Source organism: Lysinibacillus xylanilyticus (assembly GCF_001708185.1).
Lineage (GTDB): Bacteria > Bacillota > Bacilli > Bacillales_A > Planococcaceae > Lysinibacillus > Lysinibacillus xylanilyticus_A.
On sequence record NZ_MDDN01000001.1, the window covers coordinates 821251 to 840048 of the forward strand.

15 protein-coding genes are annotated in these 18798 nt (G+C 39.2%); all 15 read right to left on the reverse strand.

Going from position 1 to position 18798, the window contains the following annotated elements; all coding sequences use genetic code 11:
- Nucleotides 1-147 precede the first annotated feature (147 nt).
- Nucleotides 148-2745, reverse strand: coding sequence for a VWA domain-containing protein (locus tag BFJ97_RS04030; RefSeq protein WP_068983336.1), 2598 nt, complete (start codon nucleotides 2743-2745; stop codon nucleotides 148-150).
- Complete coding sequence (locus tag BFJ97_RS04035) at nucleotides 2729-4474, reverse strand: vWA domain-containing protein (protein WP_068983337.1); 1746 nt, start codon at nucleotides 4472-4474, stop codon at nucleotides 2729-2731. The genes BFJ97_RS04030 and BFJ97_RS04035 overlap by 17 nt, the downstream gene beginning before the upstream one ends.
- An 11-nt stretch (nucleotides 4475-4485) precedes the next feature.
- Complete coding sequence (locus BFJ97_RS04040; RefSeq protein ID WP_068983338.1) at nucleotides 4486-5361, reverse strand: DUF58 domain-containing protein; 876 nt, start codon at nucleotides 5359-5361, stop codon at nucleotides 4486-4488.
- Complete coding sequence (locus tag BFJ97_RS04045; RefSeq protein WP_068983339.1) at nucleotides 5358-6353, reverse strand: AAA family ATPase; 996 nt, start codon at nucleotides 6351-6353, stop codon at nucleotides 5358-5360. Before BFJ97_RS04045 ends, BFJ97_RS04040 begins: the two co-directional genes overlap by 4 nt.
- Nucleotides 6354-6364: 11 nt before the next feature.
- Entirely contained in the window at nucleotides 6365-7798 is a 1434-nt protein-coding gene (locus BFJ97_RS04050) for a hypothetical protein (RefSeq protein ID WP_068983340.1), read from the reverse strand.
- Nucleotides 7799-7810: 12 nt separating this feature from the next.
- Nucleotides 7811-8653, reverse strand: a complete 843-nt coding sequence (locus BFJ97_RS04055; RefSeq protein ID WP_068983341.1) for an ABC transporter permease — start codon at nucleotides 8651-8653, stop codon at nucleotides 7811-7813.
- The gene (locus tag BFJ97_RS04060; protein ID WP_068983342.1) at nucleotides 8650-9585 is read right to left on the reverse strand and encodes an ABC transporter ATP-binding protein; all 936 of its coding nucleotides are present in this window, start codon (nucleotides 9583-9585) and stop codon (nucleotides 8650-8652) included. Before BFJ97_RS04060 ends, BFJ97_RS04055 begins: the two co-directional genes overlap by 4 nt.
- Complete coding sequence (locus tag BFJ97_RS04065) at nucleotides 9585-11978, reverse strand: hypothetical protein (RefSeq protein ID WP_068983343.1); 2394 nt, start codon at nucleotides 11976-11978, stop codon at nucleotides 9585-9587. The genes BFJ97_RS04060 and BFJ97_RS04065 overlap by 1 nt, the downstream gene beginning before the upstream one ends.
- 236 nt (nucleotides 11979-12214) lie before the next feature.
- Nucleotides 12215-13102, reverse strand: coding sequence for a LysR family transcriptional regulator (locus BFJ97_RS04070; protein ID WP_068983344.1), 888 nt, complete (start codon nucleotides 13100-13102; stop codon nucleotides 12215-12217).
- A 68-nt stretch (nucleotides 13103-13170) separates the two neighbouring features.
- Nucleotides 13171-13611, reverse strand: coding sequence for a cyclic-di-AMP-binding protein CbpB (gene cbpB, locus BFJ97_RS04075; protein WP_068983345.1), 441 nt, complete (start codon nucleotides 13609-13611; stop codon nucleotides 13171-13173).
- A 247-nt stretch (nucleotides 13612-13858) separates the two neighbouring features.
- The gene (locus BFJ97_RS04080; RefSeq protein WP_068983346.1) at nucleotides 13859-14098 is read right to left on the reverse strand and encodes a short-chain dehydrogenase; all 240 of its coding nucleotides are present in this window, start codon (nucleotides 14096-14098) and stop codon (nucleotides 13859-13861) included.
- A 285-nt stretch (nucleotides 14099-14383) separates the two neighbouring features.
- Nucleotides 14384-15151, reverse strand: coding sequence for a 2,4-dienoyl-CoA reductase (gene fadH / locus BFJ97_RS04085; RefSeq protein ID WP_068983347.1), 768 nt, complete (start codon nucleotides 15149-15151; stop codon nucleotides 14384-14386).
- Nucleotides 15152-15454: 303 nt separating this feature from the next.
- A complete protein-coding gene (locus tag BFJ97_RS04090) occupies nucleotides 15455-16639 on the reverse strand; it encodes an iron-containing alcohol dehydrogenase (protein ID WP_068983348.1) in 1185 nt (394 codons plus the stop codon).
- Between the two features lie 16 nt (nucleotides 16640-16655).
- The gene (locus BFJ97_RS04095) at nucleotides 16656-17417 is read right to left on the reverse strand and encodes a 3-hydroxybutyrate dehydrogenase (RefSeq protein WP_068983349.1); all 762 of its coding nucleotides are present in this window, start codon (nucleotides 17415-17417) and stop codon (nucleotides 16656-16658) included.
- A 12-nt stretch (nucleotides 17418-17429) separates the two neighbouring features.
- The gene (locus tag BFJ97_RS04100) at nucleotides 17430-18746 is read right to left on the reverse strand and encodes a GntP family permease (protein WP_068983350.1); all 1317 of its coding nucleotides are present in this window, start codon (nucleotides 18744-18746) and stop codon (nucleotides 17430-17432) included.
- Nucleotides 18747-18798 lie beyond the last annotated feature (52 nt).

Consider the following 18798-nt stretch of genomic DNA (forward strand, 5'->3'; position numbering starts at 1 on the left):
AATGATAGTAATATTTCATTACTATCATTGATTATTACATTAAATCCCATTAATAACAAGATTAATTTTACTTTTCATGATTTTACAAGCAAAGCAAAACGAAACGATGGCTCATTGCTATAAAGCAATGAACCATCGTTTTGTTTGTTAGGATCGTTTTTTCATGCCCTTTAATAGCTGGGCAACGTTTGTATCTTCTGCCTGTATTGTTTTTTCCTCTACAATCTGCTCTTTCTTTCTTGGCCTTGTTAGGAAACTCCATCCAAAGCGTCGAATGGTAATATCGATGAAGAATAGTAGCATACCTGCTAATAGAAGCCATGTTGCAATATTTTGACGTTCCGCACCTTTTTTACTAAACTCACGGAATACTTCGTTCGGCTCTTTCAAAACGGAGCCGCCTGTTTGCTTCGTCAATTCTTCTACTAACTTATCATTCACTGGACGTAATTCATATTCAGCACTATAAGGGACACTTAGGCCCGCCTGGTAAATAGCCTTTTCTTCATCTGCAATACGGAAGAAAATCAGACCTGGTTCTGCTTGTACAACTGCTCGAACTTGTGATGCTGAAATTGTTTCAAGCTGTGTTTCAAGTTCTTCACCAGCTTCATTAACAGCAACAATATCTAAAAACGCCGCTTCATTTGTTGGATCCGTGATAACAAACGAGCCGTCTGACTCAAGACGAACATCATAGGCAACATCGTTATAGCTTGGTAGCATTTGTGAAATAAGCGTTTGCCAAAATGTGCCCCAATTCTGCCATCTTGCCCAGTCTCCTGTCCATTTTCCTGTCGAATCAGAAGTAAAGGCGAATGTTTTGCCAAGACCATATTGCCACTGTGCTAGCACCGGATCTTCCTTCTCACTTTCTGCAATAACTGTGGCTCCCTGCTTTGCTGTCGTGCCAATATAAGCATTCATTTGAGGTACACCATTCGCAAACAGCGTATTCCATCCGGATGCATTATAAATAGTTGGATAGAATGGGTTATCCTCAATATATGTGCGTGAAATCATTGCCGTTTCACGAGATAAAATAGATGGTATCGTCTGCTCATCAACAACATCGTAGAAACGTCCACTTCCCATCTCACTAAGTGCTTCCAGTAAATTAGCATCTGCATCCTGACCAATTGCAACCGTCGATAGTGTAATGCCTCTGTCTTTGCCTTCTGCAATTAAATCCTCATAATTTCCCGACTGTGACTGACCGTCTGTTAAGAGAATAATATGCTTACGTTGCAGCTTTAAATCAGCTAGGTTTTCATAGGCTTTAGCAAGTGATCCATATATTTCTGTACCACCACCTGGCGTTACAGATAAAATCGTGTCCACAGCTTCTTCCTTTTTGCCAAGTGGTCCTGTCTCAATAATTTCCCAAGGTCGGTCATCAAAAGCAATAAACCCGAGCGTATCCTCATCTCGTAGCATTTCTACTGAACGAGCGGCCGCCTCCTTAGCAAGCTCTAACTTCGCTCCAGACATACTTCCTGAGCGATCAAGCACAATCACAAGCCCTAATGATGGTAATTGCTCCTTACCTTTAATCTCCATTTCCACAGGTAGCAAAGTTTCGATTGGTGTTTTAAAATAGCCACCCAAGCCAAAGCTATTTTCACCACCGACCATTGTAAAGCCGACACCAAAGTTTTTTACCGCTTGTTCAATGACATTCATTTTCGCCTCGCCTACTAAATGCCCTGGCACATTATCAAAAATGATGGCATTGTATTGTAAATAACTAGAAAGTTCATTTGGCAAACTTTTAGCATCTACAACATCATAGTCGATTGATTGGTTGCCAAGTGCTGCAGCGATTGGTGAAGCTGTGTCATAACCATTGACAATTAATAAATGTGGTTCACTTTGCACCATTGTGACACTTGTTAATTTATTATTTTCAAAAATCGCATCTTGATCAACTTGAACCATTGCCTCATATTTCACAAGTCCTTCTCCAGTTGCCGCATGTTTATACGTAAACACGTTGGAACCTTCCGCAAGCTCTACTGCCTCACGATGAATAAGCTCATCATTTTCGTATAATAATAGCTCACCTTGCCCCGCCGCAGTTGCATTAATTTCAGTGACTAATTGCTGCTGCTCACCTACATAAGAAACTTGTGGGGTTACAAAACTTTTAAGTGATACATCGTTCGTAACAGATTTATTAAACGGCACTACATCGACACTTATATTTGACCCTTTGAACTTTGATGCAAACTCAAGGGCATCTCCTTTTGTTTCATTACCATCAGTTAAGAGTACAAGTCGTGTTGCCTTTTTCGGATCTACTATACCCGAAGCGAGTTGCAGACTTTGTTCAATATTTGTTTGGTCGGTCGCCTTTATAGCTGTAAACTTCGGCACTTCCTTTAAAGAATTAGATAAAATGGCTTCTGTTTGCAGTGTCGATGAAAAAGAATAAACCCCTGCAAGTTGTTCATCTTTTTTCGACTTCAAACTTTCGTCTATAAACTGAACCATCTCATCTTCTGTACCATTCATCGAAGCAGAACGGTCAACTAAATATACGATTTGTTCTTCCTTTACAGGTAATAAAATATAAGGTCCAGCAAGCGCAAAGACTAAGCAGAATATCGCCACAATACGAATACCTAGTACGACAATATGACTCTTTTTGAGTCGCTGACGCTCACGCCAATAGGTCCATCCAAAATACATAAGTAATGGAAGTAAAAGCAACAATACTAATGGCATATCAATTCGTAAATCCACGACGTCGTTGCACCTCCCACTCTAAAACAAGTAATACTAAAATAATAAGGATAAGCCAAGGCACCAACGAAGTTTTCGATATTTCTTCCTTACCATTATCCTGAAGCTCTCCAAGCGTATAGCTTGTCCCTTTTTCAATGACACGTTCTTGAGCTTGAAGCTGTACGATGAAGCGCTTTTCTTCATTATTTGAGCGTGCGGTATAAATTCCTGGCTTTATTGGAGCTGTTAATAAACCATTTGTAATAGACGATAAAAACTCATCATCCTGCGAATAAACACTCCAATCACCTTGCGCTAAAGCAACTGCTCGTTGCTCATTTGGTGCAAAAATACCGAGTGAACCAATTGATTCTGAAAGCTGCTGTTCAGCACTCCATAAAAATAATGGGAAAGAGGGATGTAGCGGCCAATCTGTATCAGCAATATCCGCTAAAATAACAATATCTCCTTCTGGTGAACGTTGTATAAATGGCTGATCACCAACTGATGCAATCGTTTTATAGCCCTCGAACCCTGGATATACAGCACTAATATAAATATCTTTTAGCTCACTAAAAGCAAACAATGCATCACTTGTAATTGTTACTTCTCCAGTTGCTTCAACCTTTTTAACATCATCACGTCCAAATAATACAATCGGCTTATCCATCTTTTCGAGTAGCGCCGTTTGATTTGTCACAACTGTGGCATCTTGATTGTCCGCTACTTGTAGAGATGGAACAATTTTCACTCCACTATTAATCGTTTGAAAACCTTTTTGAATGAGTTGATGCATACTTTGATCGACAACTACTTTTGAAGTGGCTGTTTGTAGCAATACAGTTTGTGAATTATCGACTACGTAATCATCATTAGCAGTTATCTTGGCAGTTAAAGTATTTTCTAACGGTAAGTCTTTAAATGTTTTCGTTACAGCTTCATTCGGCGGTAATGTGACACGCTCTGTAGTTATCTCATCCCCCTTAACAGTCTGTAGGGAAAGTGCTACCTTTTGCTCTCGATCAGTATCATTTTGTAACTGCACAAGCGCCATCGTAGATTGACCATCTGTAGTAGCAGCAAATCGTGTAATTGCGATATTTGTTAAATCCTTAGCAGACCCTTTTACTAACCACTTCACCGTATCCTTTTCCATCGGTAAATGCTTTTTATCAAGTGCATCTGTAAAAACATAAATAGATGTTGGTGTTTCACCAACAAAAGCCTGTGCCACATCAAGAGCCTTATTCATCTGATCCGTTTCATAGGTTACTTGCAACTCTTGAATAGCTTTTTCAATAACTTTGGTATTCGTTTCTTGCTGTAAAATAGCTTTCGGTGTATTTCCTGTTGTGATGAGCGTTACAGGTCTTCCATCAAGCTGATTGACCAAAGAGAGCATTTCCTCCTTATGTGTGTCAAATGTTGATTGCTCTTTCCCTGCTAACATCGTGGCAGACGTGTCCACAATGAAAATTGTTTGTGCCCCAGCAATGGTTGATTTTTTCACATAAGGATTCATTAGTGCAAGTACAAGTAAAATCAGTGCAAGCAGTTGTAAATAAAGCAGTGCATTTTTTTGTAAATGCTTTAAGTATGGTGATACACGTGTTTCTTGCATAATTTCCGACCAAAATAATGTCGAGGACACGGTTTGATCGGTATATTTTTTTCGAAAGAAATAATATAGTAGGACAATGACCGGGATGATGGCCGTCCAGCTAAAAAGTATTTGACTAAAGCCCAATACGGCTCACCTCACCTAATCCAATGTGCTTTTAATAATTGTTGAAAGATGGCATGCTGCAATCCATCCTCAACTTTAAGCTGTAATTTTCGAACACCGAAGCGCCGACAGATCGCCTCAAATTCCTCTTCATGTAATAAACGTCTTGCCAGGTATGTGTCCAGAACCTTTGAAGACATCGTAACATTCACATCTCTGCCAGTTTCACGATCGAGTAAGCGTACATCCCCAGTATATTCGGGTGATATTTCTTCCTGCGTAGCAATTTGCAAAATGCGCACATCCCCTGCAAATCGTGGTAGCCTTTTCAAGAGTTGCTCCCACTCCTCAATCGGCTCAAGCCCATCCGTGATAATAAATAGCACTGTACTATCCTTAGGCAATGCTTTTAAAGCTCCCTGTGCGAAGCTACTTGTATAAGTAGCTTCCTCAATCTCTGTTACCACCTGTAAAAAGGCACGACGATACATAGCACCTTTACGGCGAAATGGTGGCTTGACGTCATCCTGTACAAAAGAAAACGATAAACGATCATCGCGACCAAGCACCATTAGGCCAAGCGAGGCAACAATTTGCCGTGCGAAAGTCCATTTCGCTTGTTCACCCATAGATTTAGTCGTGTCTAGCAGAATGTGTACACGCATCTCTTGTTCATCTAAAAAACGTTTAATGAAGTATTTATCCGTTCTTGCAAAGACGTTCCAATCGACCTGACGCACATCATCACCTAAATGATATTCACGGAAATCTGAGAAATCGAGTGATGCTCCGAAACGTTGCGAACGGTGCGAGCCCTTATGCTGCCCACGTAATTTGGAGGCCGTCGCCACTTGGAAGCGACTGATTTTCGCTAACCAATCCTCTGGCAATAATAATTTTTGCGTCACCTGCTAACACCTTGTTGTACCTTATCTAAAATTACGTCAATCACATCGTCTGCTGTTTTACCTGAAGCCTCCCCTTCATAATTCAGCAGCATACGATGGCGTAATACTGGCTTTGCAACAGATTTAATATCTGCTACTGAAACATGGAAACGACCATTCATAAGCGCTCTTGCCTTCGCTAATTTGATTAAACTTTGTAAACCTCGAGGACCGCTACCATACATGGCATACTGTTTAACCTCGTCAATTGCATCGTCTCTATCAGGATGTGTAGCCACAACTAGATCTGTCGCAAATTCAAGCATTTCATCAGCAACAAGTATTTCCTTTACCATTTGCTGTGCTTCAATAAGTGTGTCCGTATTCATCATCTTTTGTAAATTAATTGCCATAGCACCTGTTGTACGCTTCATAATCTCCATTAGCTCACTTTTCTCTGGGTATGGTACAAGAATTTTACATAGAAAACGGTCCATTTGTGCCTCTGGTAATGGGTACGTTCCTTCCATCTCAATCGGATTTTGTGTTGCTAGCACGAAGAATGGTCTCGCCATCTTCTTTGTATCTCCCAAGATTGTTACCGTTTTTTCGCCCATAGCTTCCAGCAGTGCACTTTGTGTTTTTGGCGTTGCTCGGTTAATCTCATCCGCTAATACCATTTGGCTAAAAATCGGACCTGGCTGGAACGAAAACTGCTGTTTGCCGTCTGGTGTGCGCTCAATCATACTTGTCCCTGTAATATCCGCCGGCATTAAGTCTGGCGTAAATTGAATGCGCGAAAATGATAAATCTAGTACTTCAGAAATTGTACGAATTAACATCGTTTTCCCTAAACCCGGCAAGCCCTCTAATAATGCGTGCCCATCAGCAAGGACGGCGTACAATGTATAATCAATTGCTTCTTCTTGCCCAACGATAAAGCGATGAATTTCTTCCTTTACTTGTTGTAATTTCGTACTCATTTCAACATACTGTTGCTCTGTAAATGCCATTCCTTTTCCTCCTATTGCGACTCAATTGACGTGAAATAAGATTGCACGACATTTTGTAAATCCTTCGGTAATTGTAAACGCTCTGAGCTTTCTAAATAGCTATCTTTATAGGAGCCTATAACTTCCTCATAGGGGCGGATAGAACCTTTAGTAATCGGGCCATTTCCTTGTTGTTCCGAAATATTTGAGCCATCTCCTAATGCTCCGCCGTCAACTGAAGTCTGACTAGATCCACCAATCCTATTCGGTGTCGTTAACAAATCTCGCTTGCCCTGTCCTACGCCTGCACCTGCACCTTTACCTCCTGAAGCAGTACTTGAACTTAAACCTTTGCCATTTCCTTGCCCTTGTCCCTGACCATTGCCTTGTCCTTGTTGATTGCTTTTACTCGATCCTTGTCCCTGCCCTTTACTACTAGCCTGTTGTTGGGAACCATTTTGGGAATTATTTTGTCCTTGCTGTCCTGTTTGAGCTTGCTGATTGCTTTGCGATGAATTCCCCGAGGAATTTTGATTCGAATTCGTATTCGTATTGTTTTGCTGATTGTTTTTTGTACTATTGGCACTGGCAATAGCGTTTTGTAGTGTATTACTTGCGGGTTTTCCAAGCTTGCTCATAGCTGTTTGAGTAGCATTTGCATTTTGTGTTAGCTCCTCTTGCATTTGGGCAAGCTCCTTTAACTTCTCCGCTTCTTCCTTCGATAAGCCCGTCTCTTCACTAGCGCCATCCTTACTAGCAGTTTGCTTATCTTTTAATTGCTGTTCCTTTAAGGCCAGCTCCTTTTGCTTTTTCACAACTTCGCGTAATGCCTCCTCAGCTGTTTCTGCCTCTTTTAACGTATTTTGCAATTCCTTTAATTGCTCTTTCACTTCTTTTGTTTCTGCTTTTTTCTCTAGTTTAGCAACTTCCTTCTTTACGTCTTCAATAACAGCTTTTTCTTTTTCCACCTCAATAGCTTCAATTTGTGTAGCCGCTGGAAACATATAAAGTATTGCTAATACAACAGCTGTTACAAATAGACCAGCCAACGCCTTTGGCTGCAACAAATTTTTCTGTCGAGCCTTAAAATTAGCAAACGCAGATTCGACGCTTTGTATCGCTTTATTTAACAAAGATTGAACAAGTGGATCCTTATCGTCCTCAAACGATAAGGCTGTCACCAGTTCATTGTGAGAAAAATAATCATCCAGTGTATGCAACGCTTCCTTTTCTTTTACACGCTTCCACCACATAAAAAGTACCGTTGCTAGTATGACAGCGATAAAGGCAACAAGAGCTGTTTGGCGATAATAAGGCCATACAAACAATCTAGAGACGAGGACAAGTGAAGCACTCGAAAGCAATGCAAAAAACAAGCCGTACTGTGCAATTGGAATGCTTCTTTCTATTGTTAAACTCGTCTTTGCACGTTGAATATATTTTCGTAATTGCTTACGACGCCCCATAAAATTTCCTCCTCATCGGTTACTTTTCATATTGGCACGTAATTTTTTAATGGCAATTGTTAAACAAAGAACAATAATTAATGAATAAGCTATTAAATACGTAATCCATACAGGTAATTCTACTCCCGATAATCTCACTAATTCGTCTCCCAATTCTGGCGAAATCAGCGTAAGCATTAATGCACCTGGGTTAATAGAAGCCCAAAAATAAGACATAAAGGAAGTGCTACTAATGTTATTGCCCATCTGGTGGAAGGCCATCGTTAAAAAGAAGAAAAATGCCGTAATACCACCTAAAAAGATGATCGATCCGTACGTAGAAATCATTGCGACAATTGTGCGCTTTGTAATAGTTGAAAACATCACACCAATACTACCAATTGCTACAACTGTTAATAAGTAAAATAAAAATATTGAAATTAATTGAGACGGCGATACACCACCAAATAAAAATACTAAGCTATATAATGGCAGCCCAGCGATTAGCATTAATACTAAAAATGCTACCGAAGATAATAATTTTCCAATTATAATCTGTGTAGAGCTTTGTGTTGTTGTTAGTAAAATATTTAATGTTTGCTTTTCCCTTTCGCTACTTATTGCACCAGCCGTTAAGCTTGGTGTGATAAAAAGGACAAGAGCCATTTGTAATATTGTTAATACCGCAAACATCATGAAGCTTGTATCTGGTCTAAAGAATCCCTTGCCTGTGAATTCAGTTGTTAATAGTAAAAACCCTGCGATGAATAGACAAATAACCGCTAAATAAAACATTAAACCTGAAAAGCTTTTAAAAGAACGGAAGCGTAACTTCAATTCTTTTACGAGTACCGGATTATAAAATCGTTCCATCATTGATTGTCCGCTCCCTTCGTAATGGCCATAAAGACATCCTCTAAATCTTTTTCCTCTTCACTTAATGCATAAATAGGTAAATTTGCAAGTATCGCTTTCTTCAACAGCGCCACCTGATCAGCATTTGTTCCACGATAATTAAAGGCTATTTCTAAGCGATTATCCATCAAATCTATAGAAGATATTAGTGGATCTTCCTCTAAGAATGCACGCACCTCGTTTAACTGATCTGTTACCTTTATCACAATACGCTTTTCCCCCTGTAGCTGTGCTTGAATGGAAGCTACGTTGCCATGAGCGATTAATTTACCATTATCAATCACACCAATTTCATCACACATTTCTGCAAGCTCAGGCAAAATGTGTGAGGAGATTAAAATCGTTTTACCCATGGATTTTAAATTTCGTAAAATATCACGCATTTCTACACGTGCACGTGGGTCTAAACCTGATGCAGGCTCATCTAAAATTAATACCTTTGGATCATGGATAAGGGCACGAGCTAAACAAAGGCGCTGCTTCATTCCACGTGACAGTAAATCTACATAGTCATAACGTTTATGCGTTAAATTCACAAGCTCTAGTAATTGAGGAATCAATACTTTACGATCAGCCGCACCAATGCCATAACTTGCACCATAAAAATCTAAATATTCATCTACTTTTAACTGATCATATACACCAAAGAAATCGGGCATATAACCAATTTGCTTACGTACTTCTTTTGGTTCTTTAATAACGCTTTTTCCATTAATAAGCGCATCACCAGAGGTTGGAGACAGTAGAGTTGCTAATATTGAAAATGTAGTCGATTTACCAGCCCCATTAGCACCTACAAAACCAAATACAACCCCTTCCTCCAATGATAGATTTAATTGATCTAGTGCTGTAAAGGAGCCATATCTTTTTGTTAAATCACGAATTTCAATCATTATTTCGCCACTCCCTTCAGCTCTACATCTGGTAATTTTGTTGGCTCACCTGTTTGATCCGGTCCGAATTTAATTTCAATAAGTAACGCATCATTTTCATTGAAATATTTTGTAATGTTATCTGTAAACACCTGTTTTGTATCTACCAATGGCTCAAATTTTTTCGTTTCGTTATTCCAAATCGATAGCTCCATACGGTTAACGTCCTTATTTGAAATTGTTAGTTCGTTTAATGTTTGCACTGACTGCTTAAAATTATCTGGCAATGCAATTGATACTTCATATAAACCGTCAGACAAGGACCAATTGTTTAACTGCTCATCAATTATTTCGAAATGCGAATTAGGAGATAGTGGGTTTAGTGAATACGTAAAATTGTTACGTTTCATCGTAAACGGACCTGTTAGCTCTACTTTCCCGTCAAATGGCTGAACAAAATATGAAATAGGTGACAAATTGGCACTTGTATCTAGCTCAACCTTAGCAATTGCTTGGTCTGCCCAAGCAGTAATAACAGGTTTCTTTTCATTTTCTACAAGCGGTAGTGCCAAAGTTTTCATACGCTCGATACGTTGAGGGTCCACTTCTTCCTTCTTCGATGGATAATTATAATTGTAATTAGTAAACGTCGATGGCTTTTGAAGAACTGTTGCTATTAGCTCCTTGTCGACTTTAAGTATTCCATTCGCTTCAATGTCGCCAAGTTGAACTTCTTTAATGCCAGAGATTAACGTAACATCCTTTAAGGCAAATGGAAAATTGTTCTTAATTGTCCCAGTTAGCTTTTCATTTTTTAACGTAATATCGATATCCATCTTGCCAATATTTTGTGCCGCTGTCTTCCCCGCAAAGGATTGCACAGACCAATAGCTTAAGTCACGTAGTGTTAACGTCGATCCATTTGCATTTTCTTTAATATAGGATGACTCATGTAAGTCTCCTATTGTCCCTGAGAAGTTATTGTTACTTCGCAAAGCAATTGCACTAGTATCCTTATCTGCATTCACAACAAAATCACCGCTACGGTTTGTTAAAATAGACTCTACATAATAACCATTTAAGCTACTATCGTCATTGATTTTATAAAATGCCGATTGCTGTATTTGCGGTTGTACAATTCTATCTTTAGCACCAAAAATAAATAGAACAATAGAAAGCACAACTGATATTGCAGGAATAAGCCACCACGCATGTTCACGCTTGTCTATTTTCTTTAAGATAAAATACAAAATAGGCCCGATGATTAAAATATATAAAATGATAACAATGAGCATATAACTAACAGATACTTCAAACGAAGGGAATAATTCATTTACATTACGAAGTTCATACGAAAGTTGATCCATCATTGGCTGGCCATTTGCCATCATCCCCTGTTGCGAAAAGCTTTGAATATTCAGTATTTTCGAAATTAACGCTGCGTAGCCATCCATAGATGCAAGTGGTTGATCCCCTAAAGAAAACGCTGTTTGAATAATTTCCCCGCTGCCCACTTTTTTCTTAGACGCTAGTATTGTATTGCCATCTCTTAATACAGAAATACTTCCTCGGTTTTCAGTTGCTGTATAAACTGAAATTGGTTGTGTAAAAATTCCACCGCCTGCTAATTTCGATAGACTATCTGCAGAAACTGATGTCATTTGCTGAGATAATGCGAGTGGTAAATAATCTTTGAAAATACCTGCTGTTGCATTTACTTGATCAGCAGCACCCAACAATAATGTTCCGCCATCCTGTACCCATTTTAGTAAAGATTCTTGTTGCTTTTGCGATAAATCAGCAATAGCAATTTCATCAATGGCGATAACATCCGCCATTGCGTATCCTTGAGCATCCTCTGGTAATGTATAATCCTTGATTTGATTTAAATTGAAAACTTCAACATTACTTTGAGGAGCAGATTGAGATAAACGCAAAAATGCTGATAAACGATCACTTTTATCCGTTAATGTATAGATAAAAACAGATGAAGGATCTAAAAAATTACCTTGTAGCTGCTTTGTTCCTTTATAAGCAACCTTTTTCCCTTGTTCGATACTTCCTTCATAAAATGCAAACACATCTGCATTCGAATAATTATAGTCAGCTAAACCATCGAGATAAAAATCAAATGTCTTTTCTTCTCCTGCCGCTATATCGATTGGAAGCACTCGTGCTGATGCAGCCTCATAGGAACCTGAAGCATTTATGACCATATCTCCAGAAAAATCTGCACCATTATTTTTTACTGTTACTTGCAGTGGCACAACGGATTGGTATTTAGCTTTACCATTAATCCCTACCTTAGCTTGTACCTCTATAGTAGCCGCTGCACTTGCTTGCTCTACTGGTAGAATAAAGCTAATAACAAGTATGCATAATAGTATGAGTGCCGTTATATTCGTTTTTTTCAAAAGCTCAACCCCTTTTTTTGTAAATTAATCGTATAATTAATTATACGATTAATTTTGCATTTTGTTCCATTTCTTATGACATCTTCATGAATATTCATAAACTCTTAAGAATTAGCAAATTACTAAAGTGTGGCTTTGATCTCCGTTCCGATTGGGCGCTTTCCTAGGGGCGTCCCAATCCAGCGATAAAAAAAGCAGTCCCTAGTGAATCACTTGGGACTGCCTTCATATTATTCTTATTTCGTATAATCAAACAAACATCGCGCATGGTCTTGCACAACTTCTACAAAAGCCTCTACTTGTCGTAATTCAAATGAGGATTCATAGCCTATTAACCAAGTATCACGAGTCAAACCAAATTCTTTTTCATTATTTGTAAGCGCTATTTTATTAATACCATCATGGTCATTTAAAGTGATTGAAGGTAAAATAGCATAACCGATACCGTTCAATGCCATTTGCTTACAAATTTCAATCTGATCTACTAAAATTTGTTTACTCGGATTTGAAGCGAAATGCTGCTGCCACCATTGTTGAATTTCCTGATAATAGTTAGAATCACTTTTAAATTGAATAAAAGGTCGTTCTGTCGTGAGTACATCTTCAATCGTTTTTAGCTCTTTATCTACTAAATAAAGGGTGTCACGAAACAGGTGAATCTTTTCCCCTTTCCAATCAACTTGCCCACGTACAATTCCTACATGAGCCTCTCCCTCATATAGTGCTTTTACAATTTCAGAGCTCCAGCCGGTCATTAGAGAAATTTTTGCCTCAGGATATTTTGTTACAAAATCCTTTAAAATTTTAGGAAGCCAATTTTGACCAACAATGGATGCACAAGCAATTTTCAATGTCCCATTAACTTTCGTCGTTAATGATTGGATCGTTTCAAAAATCTCTTCTTTTTTGCTCAGCATTTCAGTTGCATAGGCAATAACTTGCTCTCCAGCAGGTGTCGCTGTCAGTCCTTTTTGAGAACGAATAAATAACTGTGCACCCCAGTCTTTTTCAATCGTTTGCAACCGTTGAGAAAGCGCGGGTTGAGATAAAAATAGTCGTTCTGCCGCTTTTCTCATATTGCGTTCCTCAGCAAGTACTTTTAAAATTTCTGCCTCTGTTGCCATCAATCAGTAAACCTCCGTTACAAGCAAAGAGGACCTCATGATTTTCATCCGAGTCCCCTCTTAAACTACTACTCTTTTTGATAAATATATTTTTTCAATTGCTTTAAAATAACACGTCTCGTTAAAATCCCAGCAAATGTTCCATCTTCATCCACAACGCATAAAAAGGCGTGGTTAATCACTAAGTCGAGAGCCCGCTGAAAAGTATCCGTCAACTTTAATACAGCGATGTCTTTCTCCATTATTGTATCTACTTTAATATCGGGTAGTTTTTCATATTCAATATGTTCGAGTCCAAGAATGGATTCGGTAATCATTTTCATGCTTAGTAAACCTTGAAGTCGATATTTCAAATCTAAAACAGGGATTGACGAATACCCTGTACGAGTAAGTACAAGGAGTGCATGTTCAGCACTATTTCCACTTTGTACATGTGCAACTTTTTCAGATGAAATAATAAAATCACTAATTGGCATTGCTAATAAGTCTTTGCTGTTAGTTGAAATCATGAACTTCTTCTCCTTTTCTGTCCTCGCTATGCAGAACAGGATGCTTCCCTTTTATCATATCATAACTATTCCTTTTATGACCACGACAAGGTCGAGAAGAGTTTTTTAAACGAAACGAATTATTTTAGGATTTTGAAGAAAACTAAGTATCGGAAACAGCATAAATAGGGGACATGTTGAGGTTTATCGAAGTGTCCTCATTCAGGCATATTTATGCAAATATGAACTGAATGAAGACAATATTTATTTAATAACCAGTTTTACTCCAGTAATAAAAAATCATTATACCTAAAAACAACAAAAAAATTCCATATACCCAAATGATTGGGTTTAACATAGTTGCATATTCTTCAACGGTTTCTGAAATTGGCGTATCTTTTTCTGACTCCCGTTCAGACGTCATTTTGGCAATTCTCAGCGTTGACACAAGCGAAATGGCAGCAATAATTGTAATGGCAATAAGAGCCGGTATTAACCACATACCCATAGGCAAAACTCCTTTCTTTACCCTTAGTATGCGCCAACCCAGCCCCCTGCTATGCAAAGATTTTTGTTATCAATTATGCCTCGGCATAATTGCGTCCTGAATCGAATTTGTGCTTAGGCTTGCAGATGTTTTTTATGCGAAAGCGCAGCGTCAGCAACACGGTTTTATCTGTGCGAAAGCGCAGCAACAACACGATGTTGGTCACCCAGACGTTTTCACAGGATGTGAAGTTCTTAGCCTGAGTTCTTCTATTTCAGCAGATGTTTGTACACCCGCTGAAATAAGTTAGAATGGATACTGATTTAACCATTGCCCGCCATCAAGTGTCACACATTCACCGTTCATGTACTTTGCCTTATCAGACATCATAAATGTTGCTAAATCAGCTATTTCTTCAGGAGTACCTGTACGGCCTAACGGGACAGAGTCTAACGTTCGAGCAGCAGCAGCCTCTGATTCCCAGAGCTTCTCTGCACCACCTGTACGTTCAATAGGACCAGGAGCAATTGCATTTACTCGAATGCCATATTGTTTTCCCCATTCAACAGCTAACGTTCTAGTCATTGACAATACACCTGCTTTCGCTGCTGCAGAATGAATCACACCAGCACCTGCATTCCATGCATAAGTAGCAACCATATTAAGAATAGATCCTTTAATATTTTGTTGAATCCAATACTTACCGACTGCTGAAGAACAGTAGAATGTCCCATTTAAAACAATATCAACAACAGCCTTCCAACCATTTGGTGATAAATCCTCCGCACGCACAATAAAATTACCAGCAGCATTATTCACTAGCCCATCAACCTGTCCAAACTTTTCAACAGCAAAGGCTAGCATCGCCTCTGCATGCTCGGGCACTCGAACATCCATTTGGAATGTTTCAATCGTTTGTCCAGCCTCTAAAATAAAGGCTTTCGCCTCTGCCAATCGCTCTTCGTTACGACCTGTAATAACTACATTTGCCCCTTCAGCAACAAATTGCTTTGCCATATAAAGCCCCATCCCATTCGATCCACCAGTAATAATAATTGTTTTCCCCTTCAACATACGATTTCCCCCTCCGCAAAAATGAATGATGATTCATATAAAATATTACTATATTTTCTCGCATATGTCATATTGATTCTATAAAAATCATCGAATTTATTTTTAAGCTAACTAAAAAAAGTGAAGTTTTTTGCGAGGGTATTCACCTGCTCCGCTCGAGTGTTTGCTCTTCCGCGGATATTCTCCCTGCTCGCCCCCACAAGTTTTAGTAGTGAGCCAAATACATTGAATTAATCAATAAAAATAGAGTTACAAAACAATTACGCTTTGTAACTCCATTTTAGACAGTTTCTTCTCAAATTCCTAAAACTCATAATGATAAGCAATTTTATAAAGCTCCATTAGTTCTTCCTGTGTTGGCACCTTAGGGTTATTTCCTGGGCTACCGCTGGCAGTTGCATCCGTTGCCATTTTAGGTATGGCTGCATAATAGGCTTCCTCATCAATTCCCCATTGTTTTAAATTACCAATATCCATTCTTTTGCACATTTCCTTAATCGAAACAATCGCTAAATCGGCAAGCTCTTCTTGCGATAACAGCTCTCGATCCTTATTAAAAAATTCTCCTATATCTGCTAGCCGGTCGATACAAGCATCCTTTGAAAATTCTAATACCGCTGGCAAGAGCATGGCATTAGAAATACCATGCGGCACATGGAATAGCGCGCCTATTGGACGAGACATGCCATGCACTAAAGCAACAGATGCGTTTGAAAATGCAAGACCTGCTTGCATTGAGCCAAGCGACATCGCTTCTCGAGCATCAATATCATTACCTTGTTCATAAACTTTTAAAATATTATGAACGATTAAATCCATTGCTGATAAGGCAAGTACATTCGAGTATGGGTGTGCTAAACGCGATAAATAGCTTTCAATAGCATGACTCAATGCATCAATACCCGTTGCCGCAGTAATGGCGGGAGGAGATGTAACCGTTAAAATTGGGTCGACGATCGCGATAGTTGGCATAAATGCAGGCTGCTTAATCATCATTTTCACTTCATTTGTCGAGTTTGTAATAACTGTTGCATCCGTTGCTTCTGAGCCAGTGCCTGCTGTCGTAGGTATCGCAATATGCGGAATCGGTGTGTGCTCAGCTATCTTTGCCATTTTCATATAATCACCAATGTAGCCACCATTTGTTGCAACTACCGCGATTGCTTTTCCTGTATCGATACAGCTCCCACCACCAACGGAAATGATGATATCACAGCCCTCAGATTGTAAAACATGAAGCCCCTCTGCTACATACCTATCGACTGGTTCTGTCGTTACCCCTAAATATGAAACCGCTTCCAATCCATAGGTTTTTAATAAAGTGCTACATTGATGAACAAAGCCTAAGCTATCCATTATCGGATCACTAATGATAAGAGCCTTAGCCCCTAACTTCTTAGCATATACACCTACTTCTTCAAAAGAATCTCGCCCATAAACGATAGTTCCTGGTGAATGAACTGTGAAGATTGTTTTAGTTTGAATCATATTTCAACCTCCTAAGCTATTGTGCTGTATAACCGCCATCCAAAATAACTGCTTGACCTGTTAAACCCTTTGCCATATCACTTGCTAAATAAAGCGCAAGTCCTGTAATTTCTGATACATCTAGTAAGCGTTTTTGAGGAACGAGTGGATAAAGCACTTGCTCAAGTACTTCCTCTACTTGAATCCCTCTTGTCTTTGCCAAATCCGTAAACTGATTACGCACTAATTCTGTATCGACATATCCCGGGCAAATTGCATTCACAGTGATCCCCTCATTCGCGACCTCCAATGCCGCCACTTTTGTTAAACCAATAACACCATGCTTGGCTGCATTATATCCGGCCTTCCCCGCAAACCCAATAACTCCGTTAATAGATGCCATATTAATAATGCGTCCAAACTTATTTTTCTTCATATGTGGTAACGCATATTTCATTGCGATAAAAGGTGCAACTAACATAACCTTTTGCATCGATTCGAAAATTTCTGTCGCAAAATCATCGATTAGAGAAACATGCTGAAACCCTGCGTTATTGATTAAAATATCGATTGTCTTAAACTTTTCAATAGTACAGTCAATAGCATCACCTATTGCCTGTTCATCCGTAACATCACATGTGTATGCAGTTAATTGAGGATTGTTTTGAATTGCCTCCGCTAAAAGCTGTTCATTTATATCTGTTATAACTACATTCGCACCCTGCTCAGCAAATGCTTGTGCCATAGAGAGACCGATACCTCGAGCTGCACCCGTAATGAAAACTGTTTTTCCTTTCACGCAATACCCCTCCTACATTCCTAGTGAAAATAATATGATTGCAATAATTGTACCTATGATAGGTATAATGACGGTTAAAGCACCAAATGGCATATAAGCATCTTTATGTTTTTCATTACATACCGAATTGATGGTTGTTACTACATAACCACCGTGTGGCAATGAATCGAGAGAACCTGATGCAATAGCAATTGTCCGGTGCAATGCCTCAGTATCTACTCCCATGTCAATATAGTGTGGAGCAAGTAAAGGTAATGCAATTGTTTGACCGCCCGAAGCCGAGCCTGTTAAACCTGCTATTACAGCGATGGCTAATGCACCGCCAATTAACGGACTTCCAGGAATATTAGTCATAACGTCAACAGTTGCCACAAATGACGGAGTAGCTTTTACCACACCTCCGAAGCCAACCACTGCTGCCGTATTCGCAATAGCTACAATGGCTCCCATAGCACCAGCTGCTAACGTCGCACCGACAGATTTTGAATATTTATAGCTCACCAAATATGCCGTAATACATCCACTCGTTAATGCCACGATTAAAGCTGAAGTTCCAAGAGAATCGTGGAACGCGAAGGAAATGCCTAAAACAACTAATAATGGTACAACACTTAAAATGGGACTTGGCAGCTTACGAGATTCATCAACAACCGGATCAGTAGACCGTTCAATAAAAACCTCCCCGTTTTTCACTGCACGTTTAATCATCCAATTTAGCCACAGTGATCCACCAATAGCCATAAAAATTGCAACAACTATACTCACTTCCCACCCTGCATATGGCGATGTATTAAGAAACGAAATAGGAATCCAGTTTTGTATTTCAGGTGAACCTGCCGAGGTCATCGTAAAGGTTACAGAACCTAAACCAAGTGCTGCAGGAATAAAGCGACGAGGAAAATTCGCTTGCTTGAATAAACTAATAGCCATTGGGTAAACCGAGAAAGCTACGATAAACACTGAAACCCCGCCATACGTTAGGACCGCTGCTTCAGCTACTATCGCATAAGCTGCATATTTGACTCCTATTTTTTCTACAATCCATTTAGAAACGCTATCAGCCGCGCCAGTATCCTCCATTACCTTTCCAAAAATTGCACCTGCCATGAACATTAAATACCATGAACCAACGAATCCCGTGAACCCATCCATATAGCTTGTTAAGAAGTTCGCTTGGTTCTCATCAGCAGTCTGTGGGAAAAATGCTAGGCCATTTGTTATGGCTGCGATCAAGGCAGTCAAAGGCGCAGAAATAAGTAAATTAACACCCCTCATCGTCAAATAAACAAGTAATGCTAAACTACCAAAAAGTCCAATGTATTCTACCATTCACTTGCCCCCTTTTATTTTTTAGAAAAAAGAGCTGTAAAAAAACAGCTCT

Coding starts and splice junctions, on each gene's coding strand:
- BFJ97_RS04045 (WP_068983339.1), bottom strand. CDS start 6,353: ATGGCATTTACAGAGCAACAGTATGTTGAAATGAGTACGAAATTACAA.
- BFJ97_RS04050 (WP_068983340.1), bottom strand. CDS start 7,798: ATGGGGCGTCGTAAGCAATTACGAAAATATATTCAACGTGCAAAGACG.
- BFJ97_RS04055 (WP_068983341.1), bottom strand. CDS start 8,653: ATGATGGAACGATTTTATAATCCGGTACTCGTAAAAGAATTGAAGTTA.
- BFJ97_RS04060 (WP_068983342.1), bottom strand. CDS start 9,585: ATGATTGAAATTCGTGATTTAACAAAAAGATATGGCTCCTTTACAGCA.
- BFJ97_RS04070 (WP_068983344.1), bottom strand. CDS start 13,102: ATGGCAACAGAGGCAGAAATTTTAAAAGTACTTGCTGAGGAACGCAAT.
- cbpB (WP_068983345.1), bottom strand. CDS start 13,611: ATGATTTCAACTAACAGCAAAGACTTATTAGCAATGCCAATTAGTGAT.
- BFJ97_RS04080 (WP_068983346.1), bottom strand. CDS start 14,098: ATGGGTATGTGGTTAATACCGGCTCTTATTGCCATTACAATTATTGCT.
- fadH (WP_068983347.1), bottom strand. CDS start 15,151: ATGTTGAAGGGGAAAACAATTATTATTACTGGTGGATCGAATGGGATG.
- BFJ97_RS04090 (WP_068983348.1), bottom strand. CDS start 16,639: ATGATTCAAACTAAAACAATCTTCACAGTTCATTCACCAGGAACTATC.
- BFJ97_RS04100 (WP_068983350.1), bottom strand. CDS start 18,746: ATGGTAGAATACATTGGACTTTTTGGTAGTTTAGCATTACTTGTTTAT.